This is a genomic window from Lacisediminihabitans sp. H27-G8, assembly GCF_046156175.1.
Taxonomy (GTDB): domain Bacteria; phylum Actinomycetota; class Actinomycetes; order Actinomycetales; family Microbacteriaceae; genus Lacisediminihabitans.
The window spans coordinates 369,707-389,713 of record NZ_JAYLVL010000004.1; the positions used below are offsets into that span (position 1 = coordinate 369,707).

At 66.8% G+C, this 20,007-nt stretch carries 17 protein-coding genes; 11 read left to right on the top strand and 6 right to left on the bottom strand.

Annotated elements, in window-relative coordinates; genetic code table 11:
- Positions 1-47 precede the first annotated feature (47 nt).
- Positions 48-335 (top strand): hypothetical protein, encoded by a 288-nt coding sequence (locus VLI63_RS14710; RefSeq protein WP_409157607.1) that lies wholly within the window; start codon positions 48-50, stop codon positions 333-335.
- Between the two features lie 95 nt (positions 336-430).
- On the top strand, positions 431-1,759 hold the full coding sequence (locus VLI63_RS14715; protein WP_409157608.1) for a glycosyltransferase: 1,329 nt from the start codon (positions 431-433) through the stop codon (positions 1,757-1,759).
- Positions 1,760-1,769: 10 nt separating this feature from the next.
- Here the strand turns inward: VLI63_RS14715 and VLI63_RS14720 are convergent, their stop codons facing one another.
- Positions 1,770-2,627, bottom strand: coding sequence for an RDD family protein (locus VLI63_RS14720; RefSeq protein ID WP_409157609.1), 858 nt, complete (start codon positions 2,625-2,627; stop codon positions 1,770-1,772).
- 17 nt (positions 2,628-2,644) lie between these two features.
- On the opposite strand from VLI63_RS14720, the gene VLI63_RS14725 reads away from it, so the two are divergent.
- From VLI63_RS14725 to VLI63_RS14735, 3 genes are read left to right on the top strand one after another with little or no spacing between them, the layout of a single operon-like run.
- Positions 2,645-3,640: a stage II sporulation protein M gene (locus VLI63_RS14725; protein WP_409157610.1), complete on the top strand. Its 996-nt coding sequence runs from the start codon at positions 2,645-2,647 to the stop codon at positions 3,638-3,640.
- A gap of 49 nt (positions 3,641-3,689) precedes the next feature.
- Positions 3,690-4,154, top strand: coding sequence for a Fur family transcriptional regulator (locus VLI63_RS14730; RefSeq protein ID WP_409157611.1), 465 nt, complete (start codon positions 3,690-3,692; stop codon positions 4,152-4,154).
- Positions 4,151-5,611: a catalase gene (locus tag VLI63_RS14735; RefSeq protein WP_409157612.1), complete on the top strand. Its 1,461-nt coding sequence runs from the start codon at positions 4,151-4,153 to the stop codon at positions 5,609-5,611. Before VLI63_RS14730 ends, VLI63_RS14735 begins: the two co-directional genes overlap by 4 nt.
- An 89-nt stretch (positions 5,612-5,700) precedes the next feature.
- Here VLI63_RS14735 and VLI63_RS14740 read toward each other — a convergent pair whose 3' ends face one another.
- From VLI63_RS14740 to VLI63_RS14760, 5 genes are read right to left on the bottom strand one after another with little or no spacing between them, the layout of a single operon-like run.
- The gene (locus tag VLI63_RS14740; RefSeq protein ID WP_409157613.1) at positions 5,701-6,993 is read right to left on the bottom strand and encodes a DUF58 domain-containing protein; all 1,293 of its coding nucleotides are present in this window, start codon (positions 6,991-6,993) and stop codon (positions 5,701-5,703) included.
- Positions 6,994-7,007: 14 nt separating this feature from the next.
- A complete protein-coding gene (locus VLI63_RS14745) occupies positions 7,008-8,021 on the bottom strand; it encodes an AAA family ATPase (protein ID WP_409157614.1) in 1,014 nt (337 codons plus the stop codon).
- Between the two features lie 29 nt (positions 8,022-8,050).
- A complete protein-coding gene (locus tag VLI63_RS14750; RefSeq protein WP_409157615.1) occupies positions 8,051-9,235 on the bottom strand; it encodes a DUF4350 domain-containing protein in 1,185 nt (394 codons plus the stop codon).
- A complete protein-coding gene (locus VLI63_RS14755; protein ID WP_409157616.1) occupies positions 9,232-9,885 on the bottom strand; it encodes a DUF4129 domain-containing protein in 654 nt (217 codons plus the stop codon). Before VLI63_RS14755 ends, VLI63_RS14750 begins: the two co-directional genes overlap by 4 nt.
- A complete protein-coding gene (locus tag VLI63_RS14760) occupies positions 9,882-11,114 on the bottom strand; it encodes a hypothetical protein (protein ID WP_409157617.1) in 1,233 nt (410 codons plus the stop codon). The genes VLI63_RS14755 and VLI63_RS14760 overlap by 4 nt, the downstream gene beginning before the upstream one ends.
- 149 nt (positions 11,115-11,263) lie before the next feature.
- Here VLI63_RS14760 and mtrA point away from each other — a divergent pair, with 149 nt between their 5' ends.
- The 6 genes from mtrA to secA all read left to right on the top strand — a co-directional run bounded on the left by mtrA (position 11,264) and on the right by secA (position 19,928).
- Positions 11,264-11,944, top strand: coding sequence for an MtrAB system response regulator MtrA (gene mtrA, locus VLI63_RS14765; protein WP_185202580.1), 681 nt, complete (start codon positions 11,264-11,266; stop codon positions 11,942-11,944).
- Positions 11,945-11,976: 32 nt separating this feature from the next.
- A complete protein-coding gene (mtrB, locus tag VLI63_RS14770) occupies positions 11,977-13,584 on the top strand; it encodes an MtrAB system histidine kinase MtrB (protein ID WP_409157618.1) in 1,608 nt (535 codons plus the stop codon).
- Positions 13,577-15,277: an LpqB family beta-propeller domain-containing protein gene (locus VLI63_RS14775; RefSeq protein ID WP_409157619.1), complete on the top strand. Its 1,701-nt coding sequence runs from the start codon at positions 13,577-13,579 to the stop codon at positions 15,275-15,277. Before mtrB ends, VLI63_RS14775 begins: the two co-directional genes overlap by 8 nt.
- A gap of 133 nt (positions 15,278-15,410) precedes the next feature.
- Positions 15,411-16,094, top strand: a complete 684-nt coding sequence (locus VLI63_RS14780; protein WP_409157620.1) for a ComF family protein — start codon at positions 15,411-15,413, stop codon at positions 16,092-16,094.
- A gap of 123 nt (positions 16,095-16,217) precedes the next feature.
- Entirely contained in the window at positions 16,218-16,913 is a 696-nt protein-coding gene (gene hpf / locus VLI63_RS14785; protein ID WP_409157621.1) for a ribosome hibernation-promoting factor, HPF/YfiA family, read from the top strand.
- A gap of 198 nt (positions 16,914-17,111) precedes the next feature.
- Complete coding sequence (gene secA, locus VLI63_RS14790) at positions 17,112-19,928, top strand: preprotein translocase subunit SecA (protein ID WP_409157622.1); 2,817 nt, start codon at positions 17,112-17,114, stop codon at positions 19,926-19,928.
- Positions 19,929-20,007: the final 79 nt, after the last annotated feature.

Below are 20,007 nucleotides of genomic sequence, written 5' to 3' on the forward strand. Positions count from 1 at the left end.
GGCGGTACAGTTGGCCTGTCAGCAGGAAAAAGGGAGAAGCGAGCGCCGTGACCGAGTCGATTGACGGAGCCTGGGCGGGGCCAGAGGCGCGACTCGAGGCGAACGACCGGATGCTCACGCTCGAGCGGCAGCTGGAGTTGGTGGATCGGGTGAAGGGGCTCGAAGCACAGCTCGCTCAACTCTCGGCAGGTGCCGTGCTTACTCCATCGGAGCAACTGAGCGCCGAGCAGCAACTCCTCGCGCTGCGCGAGTCCCTCCCCTGGAGGGTCGGTCGTGCCGTGACCATTCCGGTGCGGGTCGCCGGGAGGGTGCTGCACCGCGGTACTCGCGAGTGAATCGCTCGCCGATCCTCGAATGGTGGGTCGACTGCTCAGGAATGGTGCGGTCAGAAATCGACGCAGCCCTCACAGCGTTCCGGCGACACTCGGGAGTGGCAGAGGCGACCGTCCGTGCCGTCGATGGAGCGGCCGGGTCCGCCGAACTCAACGAGATGCTGGCACGCACCACGTCGGACTGGATCGTCTGGGCCGATTCTTCGGTAGGTCTTGCTTCCCGGGCTCTCACGGTGATCCGGTCCGCCCTGGCGCGATTCGATGTGGACGTCTTCTACGGCGACAGCCTCCAGCCCGATGGGGGGATCGTGCGACGGCCGTCGGGCTCGCCGATTCGCCTGCGATCCCAGGACTACCTCGGACCGGTGCGCGGCTTCCGCACTGAAGCGGTGCGGCAAACCGGAGGGTTCGCGCCGAACGCGAGTGGCTCGCACGCGTTCGAATTGGCACTGCGGCTCTGCCAGTACCCGGCGCGAACGCTCAGGATCCCCGAGGTGCTTTCGGTCGAAACCGTGCCCTCCCTCCGGGCGCCCTCAGCCGATCGCGAGGTTGTTTCTCGCTTTCTCGACGGACTCGGGATCGCGCACTCGATCGAATCCCAAGACGGATCGCTGCGGATCCGATATCCGGTGATGGGCCAGCACCCGGTCGTGTCGATCATCATCCCCACCCGAGGGAGCAGTGCTCTGGTCCACGGTCGGCAGAGCGTGTTGGTCGTCGACGCGGTGCGCGGCATTGTGGACCAATCGACCTACGGCGCCTTCGAGATCGTGGTCGTCGCCGATGACGCGACCCCGCAGGCCGTAATCGACCAACTCATTCTCGTCGGCGGTGAACGGCTTCGTCTGGTGAGGTGGAGCGAGGAGTTCAATTTCTCGGCAAAGATGAATCGAGGGGCACTCTTCGCCCGGGGTGAATACCTCATTCTGCTCAACGATGACGTCGAGCTCATCTCGCGCGAGTGGATCGAGACGTTGCTCGGTCTCGCCCAGCAGGAGGAGGTCGGCCTCGTCGGCACGCTGCTCTTCTTCGAAGACGGCACTGTCCAGCACGGTGGCCACCTGTACACCGCGAGCTGGGCGGGCCACAGTGCTCTGGGCTGGAACGCATCCCGAGACGACCGGCTCGGGTCGATGAAGGTCGACCGGGAGGTTTCGGGCGTCACGGCGGCCTGCGCCATGATCCGAGCGGACACCTTCTGGGAGGTGGGGGGATTCTCGTTGGACTTTGCCGGCAACTACAACGATGTCGATCTGTCGCTGAAGGTGGCGGCCACCGGGCGGCGGAACCTGTGGACGCCGCACGCCACGATGATGCACTTCGAGTCGAAGACGCGCGACGCGGCGGTCCTTCCCCGCGAGATTGCGGCTCTTCGGGCGCGATGGGGCACTCGACTTCTCAGCGATCCGTACTGGACCGAGCAGTGAGAGCCATTCCCTAGCGCTCCGGGAAGCCGTGCGGCAGTCCCTCCAGGGCGGGACGCAGGTGCTCGAGACGCTGGGCTTCGAGCGTCAGGCCGGTGAACTCCCTGTCCCGGCGCAGGGCGGAGACCGCGGCGAGGAAGAGTTCCGCGTTCGCCTGGGGGAGCGGTGAGACGAAGACGGATGCCTCGGTGGCGAGCGAGCGGGAGAGGCGGGCGCGCGCATCCGGGGTCAGTCTCGGGGCCTGGCGGAGGAACTGGGCGATGCGGCGCGAGAGGCCGTCGGGCAGGCGGGCGACGTCGGCTGTCGCGGCCCAGCCGAGCAGTTCGACAGGCACCCCGAACACCGGGGTCGTGACCTTGGACACGCGCTCGTTCTGGCTGTAGGTGCCGGCGAGCAGGTCGCCGACGCGCTTGGTCCGACCGTTCAGCAGGGCGGTGATCGACGCGATGCCGCCGAAGGTCGAGAACACCTCCAGCACGCCGGTGAGCGAGCGGATGAAGGCGTGGCGCAGGCCGATCGATCCGCCGTCGTCCCGCACGATCCGCGCGCCCACCGCGAGCTTGCCCAGGGACTTGCCCTGGGTGAGGGTCTCCACGGCGGTCGGGGCGACGACGAGGCAGAACACGAGTGCGGTGACGGTGACCGCCGCGGCGCTCGCCTCGTCGAGGAATCCGCGGAAAAAAGGCGAAGACACGGCGAGCAGGATGAGCAACCAGAGGCCGAAGTAGACGACGAAATCGATGATCGCGCCGGCGGCGCGCAACACGAAGCTCGTGGGCCTGAGGTCGAGGCTGACGGCCTCGCCGGTCATGAGCTCCAGCTCGTCCGAGCCGTCGGGAATGCCCGCACTACCCTGCGTCGCCGTCGCCATGTCTAGTATCTAAACAGATGGATCTCGATGCCTACTCCGCCGCGCACCGCGATGAGTGGGACGACCTTGCCCGGCTCGGAGCCAAGAGGCGATTCACCGGCAGCGAATCCGACGAGCTGATCGAGCGGTACCAGTCCGGCGCGAGTCAGCTCTCCGCTATCAAGACCACCGCGGGGCAGTCCGTGCAGGGTGACCGGCTCTCGCTGTCGCTCTCCCGGGCGAGGCTGCGATTCACCGGTGCCGGAACCAACGTGTTGAGCCAGCTGCCCACCTTCTTCGGGGCGCAGCTTCCCGCGGCGCTGTACCGCATCCGCTGGACCAGCCTTGTCGTCGCCTTGGCAACGGCAGGGATCGCCCTGCTCTACGGCTACTGGGCGCTCAACACCCCCGGCGTGCTCTCCCACTTCGGCACCGAGGAGTTCCGCAAGCAGTTCGTGGAGCAGGACTTCGTGAACTACTACTCGAACCACTCCCCGTCGTCGTTCACCGGGCAGGTCTGGACGAACAACGCGTGGCTCGCGGCCCAGTGCATCGCGTACGGCATCGTCGGGGTCTACTCGCCCTACCTCCTGTTCTCGAATGCGCAGAACATCGGGCTGTCCGGGGCCCTCATGGCGTCCCATGACCGCCTCGATATCTTCTTCCTCTACATCGCGCCACACGGCCAGCTCGAGCTGTACTCGATCTTCGTGGCGGGGGCGGCCGGGATGACGATCTTCTGGGCCTGGATCGCTCCCGGCGCCCGCACCAGGGGGCAGGCGCTCGCCGAGGAGGGACGCGCGCTTTTCGCCGTGGCGATCGGCCTGATCCTCTCCCTGCTCGTCTCCGGCATCATCGAAGGCTTCGTCACCCGCCAGGACTGGCCCTGGGTGATCAAGATCGGTATCGGCACTGTGGCGCTCGGGTCGTTCCTGTTCTACCAGTGGGTCATCGGCAGGCGCGCCGTGCGTGCGGGCGAGACCGGCGATCTCGACGAGTTCGAAGCGGGAGCCCGGAGGATCGTCGCCGCCTGAGAATCCTCACAATTTTGAGTGGTTCACGATTAGTGGCACACTGGAAGAGATGGATGTCGAGCTGGGGACCGCGCTTCGTGCCGCAGGGCTGCGTGTGACGCCGGGTCGTCTCGCCGTGCTCGAAGCGCTGGCCGAGCATCCGCACTCCACCGCTGAGAGGCTTCGGGTGGCATCCGGCGCCGGTCTCTCCATCCAGTCCGTGCACAACGTTCTCGCCGATCTGACCGCCGCCCGGATGATCCGTCGCATCGAGTCGGCCGGATCCGCCGCCCTCTACGAGCGGCGTATCGGGGACAACCATCACCACGTCGTGTGCACCACCTGCGGACTGGTCGCCGATGTCGACTGTGCGCACGGGTCGGCTCCCTGCCTCACACCGATCGACACCAACGGCTTCGCCATCGCCACAGCCGAAGTGACCTTCTGGGGGCTGTGCTCCACCTGCCAGGGATCGGTGCTCCCCGCGCTCCCCATGACTTCTCTGCTGCCAACGATTAAGGAGATAGACCAGTGACAGAACCGACTACCACCCAGTCCGGAACGCCGGTCGAGAGCGACGAGTATTCGCTCACCACCGGGCCCGACGGGGTCACCGCTCTGCACGACCGCTACCTGGTCGAGAAGCTGGCCTCGTTCAACCGGGAGCGCGTGCCGGAGCGCAACCCCCACGCGAAGGGCGGTGGCGCTTTCGGTGAGTTCGAGGTCACCGAAGACGTGTCGATGTACACCCGTGCGGCAGTCTTCCAGCCGGGCACCAAGAGCGAGGTGCTGCAGCGCAACTCCTCAGTCGCCGGAGAGCAGGGATCCCCCGACACCTGGCGCGATGTGCGTGGCTATGCTCTCCGCTTCTACACGACCGAGGGCAACTACGACATCGTCGGCAACAACACGCCAGTGTTCTTCATTCGCGACGCGATGAAGTTCCCGGACTTCATCCACTCCCAGAAGCGCCTCGGCGGTTCCGGGCTGCGCGATGCAGACATGCAGTGGGATTTCTGGACGCTGTCGCCGGAGTCGGCCCACCAGGTCACCTACTTGATGGGCGACCGCGGACTCTCCCGTTCGTGGCGTGAACTCAACGGCTACGGGTCGCACACCTACCAGTGGATCAATGCCGCGGGCGAGCGTTTCTGGGTGCAGTACCACTTCAAGTCTCGCCAGGGTGTGCACAACATCACCGCGGAAGAGGCCGAGAAGATCGCCGGCGCCGACGCGGACTACTACCGCCGCGACCTGCACGAGGCGATCGAGCGCGGCGACTTCCCGACCTGGGATGTGTTCGTCCAGGTCATGCCCTACGAGGATGCGAAGACCTACCGGTTCAACCCCTTCGACATCACGAAGGTCTGGCCGCACTCCGACTACCCGCTGATCCCGGTGGGCCACTACACGCTGAACCGAAACCCGGAGAACTTCTTCGCCCAGATCGAGCAGGCCGCGTTCTCGCCCTCGAACCTCGTGCCCGGCATCGACATCAGCCCGGACAAGATGCTCATGGCACGCGTGTTCTCCTACCCGGACGCCCAGCGCGCCCGCGTCGGCACCAACTACAACCAGCTCCCCGTGAACCAGCCGCATGCCGCCGAAGTGCACAACTACGAGCACGAGGGCCACATGCGTTACGAGTTCAGCGATGCGACGGCGCGCACCTACGTGCCGAACTCCTACGGAGGACCTGTCGCCGATCCGGCCAAGGCCGGAGTCGGTGGCTGGGACACCGACGGAGAGCTGATCCGTGCGGCGCAGACCCTGCACTCGGAGGACGACGACTTCGGCCAGGCGGGCACGCTGTACCGCCAGGTATTCGACGATGCCTCGAAGGAGCGCCTCCTCGGCACCCTGGTCGGACAGTACAACTCGTTGACCGTCGACCGCATCAAGGACCGTTTCCTCTGGTATTGGACGAGCGTTGATGCCGGCCTCGGCGCCAAGCTGACCGAAGCGGTCTCGGCGGCAGTGCCGGTCGAGTAGAACGTCGCGGGTCTCGATACGCGCTGCGGACGGGACCTCCTCGACCAGCACTGGTCGAGGAGGTCGTGCAGCGACCGTATCGAGGCCCGCTACAGCCGCCCGGCGGCCTTCAGCGCGATATAGCGGTCGGCGAGGGCCGGCGGCAGGTCCGCGGGGGCGCCGGTGACGACATCCGCTCCGAGTTGCCGGATCGCCGCCGAGACGCGGGTGGTGTCGAGCATGGCGCGTTCCGCCGCTGCTGCACGGTAGACCTCGTCCCGGTCGCCTCGCTCCACGGAGGCGGAGAGCACCGAGGGGTCGGTCACGGAGGACACGACGACGGTGTGCTTGCGCGTGAGCTGCGGAAGCATCCCCAGCAGTCCGCGCGATCCGCCGGCGGCATCGATCGAAGTCATCAGCACGACAAGTGCATGCTGGCTCGTCACCGATCGCACGAGCGAGGGCACTGCCGACCAGTCCATCTCGATGAGCTCCGGGTCGATCGGGGCCATCACATTGACCATGCGGGAAAGCAACTCTGGGCCGCTCGCACCCTGGATCCTGCCGCGCACGCGACGATCGAAGACCACGACGTCCACCCGGTCACCCGCCCGGGTGGCGAGCGCCGCGAGCAACAGGGACGACTCGAAGGCGGTATCGATGCGCGGCTCGTTCGCAATACGCGCCGCGGACGTGCGTCCACTGTCGATCACGATCACGACGCGACGGTCTCGCTCTGGGCGCCAGGTGCGCACGACCAGATCGCTGCGCCGCGCGGTCGCGCGCCAGTCGATCGAGCGCACGTCATCGCCACGCACGTATTCGCGCAGGCTGTCGAACTCGGTTCCCTGGCCCCGGATCATCACGCTGGTTCGACCGTCGAGCTCGCGAAGGCGGGCGAGCCGGGAGGGCAGGTGCTTGCGGGAGTTGAAGGGCGGAAGGACCTTGATCGCGCCGGGCAGCTCGATCGTCGCCTGGCGGGCGAGCAGTCCGAGCGGTCCGAACGACCGCACGGTCACCTGCGCGGCGCGGCGTTCGCCTCGACGGAATGGGGTGAGGGCTGTCTCGATCCGTCGTCGCTCTCCGGCCGGGAGCGTCAGGCGGGCCCGTGTCGGTGCTGCGCCGGCGGAGGGCTGCCAGCCATCCCGTACGATGCCGCGCACGGTGCGTCGACCCGCGTTCGTGAGAAGCAGGGCGGATGCGACGGTCTCGCCGAGTCGCACCCGATCCGGCAGCTCTCGCTCGAGTCGGAGCTGGCGGGGGGAGCCGGCGAGCACCAGATCGAGCGTCCCGAGGAGCGCAGCCAGAAGAAGCCAGAGGCCGAGCCAGTCGGGCTGGTCGAAGACGACGATCGGCACGATCCCGAGCGCGACGAGCAGCACGAACCGTCCGGACCACGCCATCAGAGGCTCCGCATCTAGATCGGCACCTGCACCTGGCTGAGGATCGAGCGCAGGATGGAATCCGGCGCGACCCCTTCGAGCTCGGCCTCCGGTCGCAGCTGGATGCGATGCCTCCACACCGGCAGCACCATCGCCTGCACGTGGTCGGGAGTGATCGAGTCGAATCCGTTGAGCCACGCCCACGCCTTCGCGGCGGAAAGCAGCGCGGTGGTGCCGCGCGGGCTCACCCCGAGCTTCACGCTCGGGCTCTGGCGGGTGCCGCGCGCCAGGTCGACGATGTAGGCGAGCAGGTCGGGGGATGCCCGCACCCGCCCGACCTCCACCTGGGCGGCGGCCAGCTGCGCGGCATCCAGCACCGCGGTGACGCCCGCGGCTTGGAGGTTGCGCGGGTTGAAGCCTGCGGCACTTCGCGTGAGCACCTCGACCTCATCGGCCCGCTCGGGGATCTCGAGCACGAGCTTGAGCAGGAAGCGGTCGAGCTGAGCCTCCGGAAGCGTATAGGTGCCCTCGTACTCGATCGGGTTCTGGGTGGCGGCCACGATGAACGGCACCGGCAGCGGGCGGGTCTCGCCATCCACGCTCACCTGGCGTTCCTCCATCGCCTCGAGAAGGGCGGACTGGGTCTTCGGGGGAGTGCGGTTGATCTCGTCCGCGAGCAGGATGTTGGTGAAGACCGGCCCGGCGCGGAAGTCGAACTCGCCACTGCGCGCGTCGTAGACCAGCGAGCCCGTGACGTCTCCCGGCATGAGGTCCGGCGTGAACTGCACACGCTTCGTCTCGAGCTGCAAGGCTCGGCTCAGGGTGCGCACGAGGAGGGTCTTCGCGACGCCCGGCACGCCCTCGAGCAGCACGTGACCGCCGGCGAGCAGCGCGATGATGAGCCCGGTGACCGCGCCATCCTGCCCGACGACAGCCTTGCCGACCTCCACGCGCACCCGGGCGAATTGCTCCCGGAGTGCCGGCGATCCGGCTGCGGTATCGAGCACGGGGGATTCGGGGGATGGTGCGGCCAGGTCGGTCTCGGTCATTCGTTCATTCTCCATGGTGTCGGTCTGGGTCAGGACAGTCGGATGTCGCGGGCGACGGTGCGCTCGAGCTCGAGCAACTCGTCGGAGAGCCGCACCAGCTCTCGGTCGTTTCGAGGGTCCGCGGTGAGGAGGAGGGCGCGGATGTCGGCGGGATCCCTGGCGGTGACGCTCGCGACCGCGGCGATCACGTCATCCACCGAAGCCAGACGTGACAGCCCGCACAGGGTGGCCAGTCGAGAGACGGAACCGATGCGCAGCGAGTCGAGTGCCCGGAGGCGGGCCGCACCCTTCTGGTAGAGCCGCGCGCGGCCCTCCATCGTCTCGCTCGCCCGCACGACCACGGGAAGGTTCTCGACCACGAGCGGGCCGAGACGTCGTCCGCGCCAGAAGGCGGCGACGATCGCCACGATGATCAGCAGTGCGGACACCCCGCCGACCCAGGCCGGAGTGAGCTCGGCGATGCTCGGGCCGCTGATGGAGGAGTCGTCGATCGTGGGCAGGTACCAGACCAGTCGGTCGCTCTGCCCGAGCAGGGTGAGCGCGAGCGCCGCGTTCCCCCGCTGGGAGACATGTTCGTTGTCGAAGGCGTCCGTCGTGCCGACCACGGTGATGTGCCGGCCGGCCCGGGCGATATCCACGACGGAGAAGGTGCGCTTTCCGCTCGCGAAGCACGCGGTCGTCTCTGCGGCGGGATCCAGCACCCGGAACCCGGATCCGGCACCGCTCACCCGACCGGCCGCGCGTGCCGCGGGAAGGTCGCAGCCCGCGGAGAGGGAGCTGCGGCCGACGATGCCGGCGAGACCGACTTCCGGGGCCAGCGCCGAGACCTGCGCGTAGGTGGGCGACAGCACCACGACGTGATCTGCGAGCGCTGTGAGGCTGCGCAACTGGGCTTTGTCGAGATTGCCGTCCGGGTCGAAGAGAAACAGCGTCGAGCCGGTGGAGCCACGCAGGGCGGACTTTGCGCCGGAGAGGGTGACCGGCACCGACACATCCACGCCCTGCTGGCGCAGCACCTCGGCGATGGCCTTGCTCCCCGCGGGTGCCGCATTGGTCGCCGAGAACGGAACGCCTCCGCTCGAGGCACCGGTGGCGGCGAGAGCGATCACCGCGATCAGGATGAGGAAGACCGCCGCGATGATCCAGAACAGCGACCGGCGCGTCGCCGCGCGAATGGTCGGCGTGAGGGTGGTCGCCGCGGCCGTCGCCGTCATGGTGCACCCACCGTCGATTGCTCCGCGGGGCGGAGCGCACGGAGGTCCTTCTCGAGCCGGGCGGCATCGCTGTAGGCCGACTCCGTACCCTCCCGACCGAGGTACCGCACGTCGTCGAAGGCGGATGCCGCGGTCGAGAGCCGCTCGGCGAACCCGGGAAGCACGATTCCGGCGCGAGCAGCGAAATCCCTCGCGGTGGTGCCGGGGGAGACCGTGACGAGGGTGCGTTCGGCCAGCCCTCGGGCGATCGAGCGGAAGCTCTCCTCGATGGCGAGCACCCAGTCCGACCGGCCGGCGGCGTCTTCGGCGGCACGGCGCATCGCGGCGGCATCCCGGGCATCGTTGTCGCCGAAGAGGATGCCGCTCGCCGCGCTCCGGCGGTTGAGCCTCGGCGCCCCGAAGATGAAGAACGCCGCGACGAGGGCGGCGACGATCACGATCAGCGCGAGGATCAGGATCGGCCCCTGCACGCCGGGTCCGCTGTCGATCTTGAGCGACTGCAGCCAGTCAAGAAAGGCCTTCGAGGCGCGGTCGAACCAGGTGGGCTGCGCGGCCCGGTATTCCGGTTTCGACAGTTCCTGGATCACCCAGCGTTGGGCCTCGGCGGAATCCGGATCCACCGGCACATCCGCGAGGAGCGTGAAGATCACGCCCACGGAGACTCGTCGGGCACCGGCTGGCTCGCGACCGGAACGCCGTGAAGAAGGGGGTCCGTCACCGCGGAATTTGTCTGCTTCGCCTCGACATAGCGCACCAGCTCCAGGTCGAGGCCCTCCTTGCGGATGCGCAGGTCGAGGTAGAGGAGACCCGTGGTGGCCGATTGCACCACAGAGGTGATCGATTGGAAGACGACCGCGACCACGATGACGAGCAGCGAGAGAACGGCGACGAGCACGACAGTCCCGGTGCCGTTCTGGCCTTGCGGGTCGATGAGGCTGGTGGCGATCGGAGCGATGAAGTTGATCGGAAACGTCACCACCTGGCTCACGATTCCCACGATCACGGCGACAAGCGCGGAGATCCCAAAGGTGCGCCAGAAATACCCCTCGGTGAGGGACCAGGACCGCGCGACGGCACTTCGGAGGGTCATCCGCTCGATCATCAGCGCGCTGGGGACGAGAGCGAGTTTGGTGCTCAACCAGATGTAGACCACGGCGAGGCCGAAGAACGCCAGGATGCCGATGATCACCGCCGCGACGATGCCGCTGTTCCCGAGGCTCACGACGAGCAAGACGATGATCACGACGATGATGCCGATGACGACCGTCGAGGCCAGAACGAGCAGGGCGGCCCAGCCGATGAGCGCCCCGATGCGACCGCGGGCCCTCTTCCACAGTGACCCGAGAGAGAGTTTCTCGCCGACGGCGCCGCGCGAGACTTCGAGCACGATGATGCCCTGGAGCACGGCCGCGGCGACGACCGCCAGCAGGCCGGGGATGATGGATGCCACGACGATGAGACCGGTCGCCCCAGCGGTGATCTGGTCTGCATTCTGGGTGCTGCTCGAGTCGATCCGGGAGAGCGCCCCGAAGGTGACCCCCGCCACCACCAGGATCAGCAACAGGTAGACGCTCCCCTGGATGAGGAGGGCCGCCCCGAAGGTGGCCTTGGGATTACGGCGCAGCACCCGGAATGAGGCGCCGAGAATGGTGCCGAGGTCGAGGGGGCGCAACGGGATCAGCCCGGGCTTCGGCGGCGGTGTCCAGCCGGGTTGTGCTCCGGTGACGTATCCGTATCCTGGCCCCATCGGGCTGCCGGCATCCTGCCCGATGAACCGGGGGTCCTGCGGCGGTGCGATCGGCGGCACGGGTGGAGCGGGCGATGGCGATGCCCCCGGGCTCGCCCACCGTTGTTCATTGCTGCCGTTTCCGTCGGTCACAGGTGATCCCCTCGTCGCGCCAATGCTCTCAGTGTGCGGGCATCCGGCGGCCTCTGCAGCCCATGGGATTATGCTTTCACACTCCACTACTCTTATGCGAAAGCATCTGAGTCTGTCTCAGACCCGAACCGCACCATGAAGACCGGAATATGACCGCACGAATTCTCGTAGTCGATGACGACACCGCCCTGGCGGAAATGATCGGAATCGTGCTGCGCTCCGAAGGCTTCGAGCCTTCCTTCTGCGGCGACGGCAGCCTCGCGCTCGCCGCGTTCCGCGAGAGCAAGCCCGACCTCGTGCTTCTCGACCTCATGCTGCCCGGCAAAGACGGCATCGAGGTCTGCGCGGAGATCCGCACCGAGTCCGGAGTGCCGATCATCATGTTGACCGCGAAGTCGGATTCGACGGATGTCGTGCGCGGACTGGAGAGCGGAGCCGACGACTACGTCGTCAAGCCCTTCAACCCCAAGGAGCTGGTGGCTCGCATCCGCACCCGTCTGCGTCCCACGCCGACGGCATCGACCAGCGTGTTGCAGGTGGGTGACCTGCAGCTGGATGTCGCCGGGCACGAAGTGAAACGCGGCGCCTCGAAGATCAACCTCACGCCTCTCGAGTTCGAACTGCTCCTCGCCCTGGCCCTCAAACCGCAGCAGGTCTTCACGCGGGAGATGCTGCTCGAGCAGGTATGGGGTTACCACTACAAGGCCGACACCCGCCTCGTCAACGTGCACGTGCAGCGACTGCGCGCAAAGGTGGAGGAAGACCCGGACAACCCGCGCATCGTCATGACCGTGCGGGGCGTCGGCTATCGCGCGGGCTCCAGCAACTGACACCAGCGGTATGTCATGACGATCTGTGATTCGTGAATAGCTTCGACTGGCGCTCCTACGTCAACCGCCTCGTGCGGTTCTGGCGGGTCTCACTGCAGTTCCGCACGGTGGCCATCACGGTGCTGCTCTCGGGGTTGGCCGTCATCGTGATCGGCGCGTTCATCTCCGTGAGCATCTCCAACAACCTGTTCGCGTCGCGCAGCGTGCAGGTGCAGGAGGAGGCGCGCACGATCCACAATCAGGCCCAGAGCACCTTCGACGCCGCACAGCCGGCCGACGACCAGGCGCCGACGGTCGAGCTGGACAACGTCGCGAACTCCGTGACCGACAAGATCCTGCCCTCGACGACGGCGCCGGGCAGCACCAAGTTCGCCATCAAACGCACGCCGGGTCAGGCGGAGACCCCGCAGAACATGCAGCCCCTGTCATCCACCAACTTTCCCGATGGCGTCGTCACCGACTCGCTGCGGGCGCGGGTGATCAAAGATGTCACCCACGTGCAATACCAGTCGGCGACGCTTCCGAATGGCGCACCCGGACTCGTCGTCGGGTCACAGATCCGAGTGCCGGCCGCCGGAAGTTACGAGCTCTACCTCGTCTACGACCTCTCGTCGGTGCAGACGACGCTCGGCTACGTGCAGCGAACCCTTGCCCTCGGCGGGCTCGCGCTCGTCCTGCTCATCGGCGCGGTGACGTACACGGTGGTGCGGCTGGTCGTCGGGCCGGTCAGGCTCGCGGCAGAAACCAGTGAGAAGCTGGCCGCCGGCCAATTGGAGCAGCGTATTCCGGAGAAGGGGGACGACGTGATCGCCACCCTCGCACGCTCGTTCAACGGTATGGCCGACAGCCTCCAGAAGCAGATCACCAAGCTCGCCGAGTTGTCACGACTTCAGCAGCGCTTCGTTTCCGACGTCTCGCACGAACTGCGAACGCCACTCACGACCATCCGTCTCGCTGGAGACGTTCTTTACGACCATCGCGAAGACTTCGCCCCTGCTACGGCTCGCACGGCCGAGCTCCTTCATACCCAGGTGCAGCGGTTCGAGGTGCTTCTCGCCGACCTGCTCGAGGTGAGCAGGTATGACGCCGGCGCAGTGGAACTCGAGCTGGAGCCGACCAACCTCGTGCGCCTGGTCGAAGATGCCGTCGACGGCATGCAGCCACTCGCCGAGCAGCGCGGGTCCTCGCTGCGGCTGGTCGCGCCGGGAGGGTATTTCGAGGCGGAGATCGACGCTCGCCGCATCCGCCGCGTACTGCGCAACCTGCTCGGCAACGCGGTGGAGCACGGTGAGGGGAACCCGATCGTGGTGATGGTGGACAGCAATGCCACGGCGATCGCACTCACGGTGCGCGACTACGGCATCGGCATGAAACCGGCGGATGTCTCGCGGGTCTTCGACCGGTTCTGGCGCGCGGATCCGTCTCGCCAGCGCACGATCGGTGGTACCGGCCTCGGTCTCGCGATCTCGCTCGAGGATGCCACGCTGCACGACGGCACGCTCGAGGTCTGGTCGGAGCCGGGCGTGGGCACCTGCTTCCGTCTCACTCTTCCGCGGGAGCGGGGGCTGCCGATCGTCTCGTCTCCTCTCGAGCTGCCGCCGGACGACGCCATCCACCTCGAGGAGGTGCAGGGTGCCTGAGCGTCGCGGCCAGGGGCTCCGCCGCGCGCTGCTCGCCGCCGCGCTTGCGGCGTCCATGCTCGCGCTCAGCGCCTGCGTGAGCATCCCCGATTCCGGGCCAGTGAACGCCGGACTGTCCCTGAGCGAAGACAGCAGTGGATCGAATGTCGCCTTCAACCCGGAAGGGCCGGAGCGCGGTGCGACCCAACAGGGCATCCTCAAGGGCTTCATCGCCTCGTTCACCTCGGCCACGGGCGGATACGCCATCTCCAAGCAGTTCCTGTCGCAGGCGTTCTCCACCAAGTGGGATCCGCGGCAGAGCGTGCTGGTGCGCTCGGGCGCGCCGCAGATCAGCCAGGTCGACGACACGAAGCTGACCTATTCCTTCGACACCACGGGCACTGTCGACGGCTCGGGTGCCTACTCGCAGAGCAGCCAGTCCTTCACGCTGCCCTTCAGTTTCGTGCAGGAGGGCGGCCAGTGGCGCATCAGCGCGGCACCGGATGGCATCGTGCTCGCGGACCAGGCTTTCGAGCGCATCTTCCGCCAGTACCCGGTGTATTTCTTCTCGCCCGACAACCAGTACCTCGTTCCCGACATCCGCTGGTACGCGAGCGGAACCGCATCCACGCGCATCGTGACCGCATTGCTCGCGGGCCCGCCGGACTGGCTCAAGGGGGCGGCATTCTCCCGGTTCCCCGACGGCACGAAGCTCTCCGACGCCAGCAGCGTGGTGACCCTGGTCGAGGGGGTCGCGGAAGTGGATCTCTCGAAAGAGGCTCTCGAGGCCAGCGCCCGGGATCGCCAGTACATGTACCTCCAACTCACCGAGAGCCTCCGGTCGGTGCCGAGCATCTCGCAGGTGAGTCTCTCGATCCAGGGGACACCCGTGCAGATCGACGATCTCGGTGCGGCGGCGCCCCAGGTCGACATGTCCGTCGACAGCCAGGCCCTGGTGTTGCGCAAGAACGAGTTCGGGTTCTATGCCAACAACCGCGTCGCCGACCTCGCCGGCATCAGCTCGAAGGTCGTCGCGCTCGCACCGAAGGATGCCACGCTCTCGTCGGACCAGCAGGACGTTGCGGTCCTCGGCAGCGCGGGAGTCTCGCTCGTGCGCAAGAGCGGAGCCCCCGTCCTGATCGATCCGCGGCCCGATCTCATCGCGCCGTCGCTCGACGAAGACGGGTACCTCTGGTCGGTTCCCGCGAGTGCGCCCAACTCGATCATCGTCTTCGACTCGAATGGCACGCAGCACAGCATCTCGGCCAAATTGCAGGACGGATCGCAGATGGTCTCCCTGGAGGTCTCCCGGGAGGGCGCGCGGGTGTTGATGCTCCTGTCGACACCGACCGGGCCGCGGCTCATGGTGGCAGCCATCCTGCGCAACGAGAAGCTCGAGCCCACCGGTCTCGGTCCCGCCATCGTGGATGTCTCCCTCGGCAACGGGGTGGCCGTGGACGCCACGTGGGTCGACCAGTGGACCGTGGGCACGCTCATCACCGCCGATGGGGAGTCCCGAGTCGAACTGTTCGCCATCGGTGGGCAGAAGACCGCGCTCAGTTCCCTGATCCCTTCGCGACAGATCGTGGGTGGCAACAAGGGCAAGGACGGCCTCCGCGTGGTCGGTCGGGACGACTCGGCCATCTATACCTGGGGAGGCAGCAGCTGGCAGTCCTCCAAGGTCGCCGTGGACTTCATCGCGACTCAGCGCTAGCTCTCCTGGCTCTCATCGTCCGTGGGTCTCCTCCTCCCTGGCTCTCGTCCTCCCCAGCGCTCCGGCCACCGGCTGAGCCCGCGGATCGATCGAGGCGAGCCATTCACCGGGGTGAGCCAGCAAGACTGGTGCCATGTCATCCGCACAGACGCCGGTCGCAGTGACGAGTCGGTTACGGGAGGCCGCCCTCGATGCCCTCGCGGTTCTGCTGCCGGTGTCGTGCGCCGGTTGCGGCGGCGACGACCGTGCACTCTGCGCGGCCTGCCGCACCCAGCTCGCCCCGCGTCCATTCCCGAGGTCGCTGGACGACGGCACTCCGGTGTGGTCGGCCCTCACCTACGACGGAGTGGTGCGCCGGGTCATCCTGGGCTTCAAGGAGCAGGGTCGAACGGATGTCGCGAGGGCGCTGGCTGTGGCGCTCAGCGGTGCGGTCAGTCGCGCCGGCGCCCAGGCCGCCGGCGAGATGGAGCTCGCGGTGCCTCCCACGAGTCGAGCGTCGTTTCGCCGACGGGGCTACGACCCGGTGCGCGTGCTGGCACGCGTGGCGGGGCTGCCCCGCCCGGTCCGGGAGCTCGCAAACCTGCACGAGCGCGCGAGCCAGAAGACCCTCGACCGTGAACAGCGAGCGGTGAACCTCGCCGGGTCGATGATCGCAGCACGAAGCCTCGAAGGCCGACGATTTCTCGTGCTGGACGACGTGCTCACCACCGGCGCAACACTCAGTGAAGCGATCCGCGCGCTTCGCGGGGGCGGTGCCGAGGTGGTGGCGGCGGCGGTCGTCGCGGCAACACCTCGGCATTCACTGGGTTTGTCGTAAGAGCTTCAGATAAGCAGTGACAGCGATGCATGGCGAGGGCTACGGTGGGGAAAAGAGGCGCGGAATTATCGCCTGGTTCCACTGGGCGACGTGCCGTCAAGTCAATAGGAACTGGGGAGCGCCATGGAAATTTCCATCAACGGTCGCAACGTAGGGATCACGGATCGATTTCGGTCATATGCAACCGAAAAAGCCGAGAAGATCTCCCACCTCGCAGATAAGGCCCTCGCTTTCGAAGTCAAGGTGAGTCGACACAACGAGAAGAATGGCTCGAGTGGCGACGATCGGGTCGAACTCACCCTGATCGGACCGGGACCGCTCGTGCGGGCGGAGTCCAACGGGTCCGATAAGTATGTGGCCCTCGATCTCGCGCTGGACAAGCTCGTCGAGCGACTGCGACGGGCCAAGGACCGCCACAAGGTACACCGCGGGCAGCATCGGCCGACCTCGCTGCGAGAAGCGACCGCCGGTGGATTCAGTGGCACCGACGTGCGACCGGCGGATGCCGCCGTGATGGAGAAGGTACGCACCGGTTCCGTCTCCGTGATCGAAGACGGGGATGCGGAAGCGGAGGAAGAGGCCTGGAGTCCGGTGGTCATCCGCAAGAAGGTGTTCACCCAGGTGCCGATGACCGTCGACGACGCGCTGTACTTCATGGAGCTCGTCGGTCATGACTTCTATCTGTTCATGGATGCCGAGACCGACCGGCCGAGTGTGGTCTACCGGCGGAAGGGCTGGGACTACGGCGTCATCGGTCTGGATGACTCCTCCGCCGAGTTGCAGGAGGCGTCCGCCGCCTCGCGCAAGAAGCGCGGCTGACCGCTAGCTCTGTTCAGACCGTGGGGCCACCGCTGTCGCGGTGGCCCCACTTCTGGGTCGCCGCACAGCGGGCTCACAGTACGCGCGGATCCGACCGACAGCTATGCCACCGGCTAGTCTTGTTACTATTACGAACTGGTCACAGGCGCCGCTCCGCGGCGCTGTCGTGGCGTATCCCACATTCATCTGGAGTTAGCAGTGGCCAACGTTCTCGAAAAGGTCCTCCGTGTCGGCGAGGGTCGAGTCCTTCGACGGTTGGAGCGATACGCGCAAGCGGTCAACCACCTGGAAGACGACTTCAGTGCACTCAGTGACGAGGACCTGAAGAACGAGACCGTGGAGTTCCGCGAGCGCTACTCGAACGGTGAGTCGCTCGAGGACCTTCTGCCCGAAGCGTTCGCCGCCGTCCGTGAAGCGGCCAAGCGCACCCTCGGGATGCGCCATTTCGACGTTCAGCTCATGGGTGGCGCAGCGCTGCACCTCGGCAACATCGCGGAGATGAAGACCGGGGAGGGCAAGACCCTCGTGGCGACCCTCGCCGCCTACCTCAACGCCATCCCGTCCCGCGGCGTCCACGTGATCACGGTCAACGACTACCTCGCCAGCTACCAGTCCGAGCTCATGGGTCGTATCTTCCGCGCCCTCGGGATGTCCACCGGCGTCATCCTGTCCGGCCAGACGCCGCAGGAGCGAGCGGAGCAGTACTCCGCAGACATCACGTACGGCACGAACAACGAATTCGGATTCGACTACCTGCGCGACAACATGGCCTGGCAGGCCAGCGACATGGTGCAGCGCGGTCACAATTACGCGATCGTCGACGAGGTGGACTCGATCCTCATCGACGAGGCCCGCACGCCGCTCATCATCTCCGGTCCGGCATCGGGCGAGGCGAATCGCTGGTTCGCCGAGTTCGCGAACCTCGCAACCAAGCTGGTTCCGGAGGTGGACTACGAGGTCGACGAGAAGAAGCGCACCGTCGGCGTGCTCGAGCCCGGCATCGAGAAGGTCGAAGACTACCTCGGCATCGACAACCTCTACGAGTCGGCGAACACCCCGCTCATCTCCTTCCTCAACAACTCGATCAAGGCATCGGCCCTGTTCAAGAAGGACAAGGACTACGTCGTGATGAACGGCGAGGTGCTGATCGTGGATGAGCACACCGGCCGCATCCTGATGGGACGTCGCTACAACGAGGGCATCCACCAGGCGATCGAGGCCAAGGAGGGCGTCGAGGTCAAGGCAGAGAACCAGACCCTCGCGACCGTCACGCTGCAGAACTACTTCCGCCTCTACAAGAAGCTCTCCGGGATGACCGGAACGGCCGAGACCGAAGCCGCAGAGTTCATGGCCACCTACAAGCTCGGCGTGGTCTCCATCCCCACGAACAAGCCGATGCAGCGCATGGACAAGTCCGACCTCGTCTACAAGAACGAAGAGGCCAAGTTCGGCCAGGTCGTCGAAGACATCGTGCTTCGCCACGACAAGGGCCAGCCCGTGCTCGTGGGCACGACGAGCGTCGAGAAGAGCGAGTACCTCTCGAAACTGCTCGCCAAGCGCGGCGTGAAGCACGAGGTGCTCAACGCCAAGAACCACGCTCGCGAAGCCGCGATCGTCGCCCAGGCCGGACGCCTCGGTTCCGTCACGGTGGCCACCAACATGGCAGGCCGAGGCACCGACGTCATGCTCGGAGGCAATGCGGAGTTCCTCGCCGTCGCCGAGATGAACCAGCGGGGCCTCAGCCCGGTCGACACTCCGGAGGAGTACGAGAAGGAGTGGGACACGGTCTTCGACCGGGTCAAGAGCGTCGTGCAGGAGGAGGCCGAGAAGGTGGTCGCCGCCGGAGGGCTCTATGTTCTCGGCACCGAGCGCCACGAGTCCCGCCGCATCGACAACCAGCTTCGCGGACGCTCCGGTCGTCAGGGCGACCCGGGTGAGAGCCGCTTCTACCTGTCTCTCACCGATGACCTGATGCGACTGTTCAACTCCGCCGCGGCCGAGTCCCTGATGGGTCGCGGCAGCGTTCCGGATGACCTGGCCATCGAGTCGAAGGTGGTGAGCCGTGCCATCCGCAGTGCCCAGAGCCAAGTCGAGTCCCGCAACGCGGAGATCCGCAAGAACGTGCTCAAGTACGACGACGTTCTCAACCGCCAGCGCGAAGCGATCTACGGTGACCGTCGCCACATTCTCGAGGGTGATGACCTGCAGGACCGCACTTCCAAGTTCCTCGAAGATGTGATCACCGAGGTCGTGGACGTGCACACCTCGGACGGGCACGCCGACGACTGGGACTTCGAAGCCCTCTGGACCGAGCTCGGCACGCTCTACCCGGTGTCGATCACCATCGATGAGCTGCTCAGTGAGGCCGGATCCCGCAACCGCGTCACTACGGCCTTCCTCACCGAGGAGATCCTCTCGGATGCCCGGGTGCAGTACGCCGCCCGCACGACCGCACTCGGCGAACCGGCCATGCGCGAGCTCGAGCGTCGCGTTGTGCTCTCCGTGATCGACCGTCGCTGGCGCGATCACCTCTACGAGATGGACTACCTCAAGGACGGCATCGGGCTGCGCGCGATGGCGCAGCGCGATCCCCTCGTGGAGTACCAGCGTGAGGGTTTCGCGCTGTACCAGAGCATGATGGGCCAGATCCGCGAGGAATCCGTCGGGTTCCTGTTCAACCTCGAGGTCGAGGTGACCGGGGGCGAGGCCACCGCCGCTGTTCCGACCGTCGCGGCAAAGGGCCTCACGGGAAACGCCGCCCCGGCCGAACGACTGAGCTATTCCGCGCCGGATGCCGACAACCAGGGCGAGGTGGAGGTGCGCAATGCGCGCGGCCAGCTCGATCGGGCCTCGACAGCCAAGGCGCAGGAAGCACAGGAGGCGGCGGGCGCGGGATCGGCCTTCGGCAAGGCTGCCACCGCCGAGGGCCAGCGTGGCGCATTCGGCCAGGGTGGCGCGGGCGCCGCCCCGACGAACCGGGCCGAGCGGCGCGCGCAAGACAAGCGCAAGGGCTGATCCTCCGCCTCCCGGCGTCGGACCACCGATCCGTTGAGCGTCAACCCCCTCGCGCTTCCGACTGCACTCAATAGGCTGG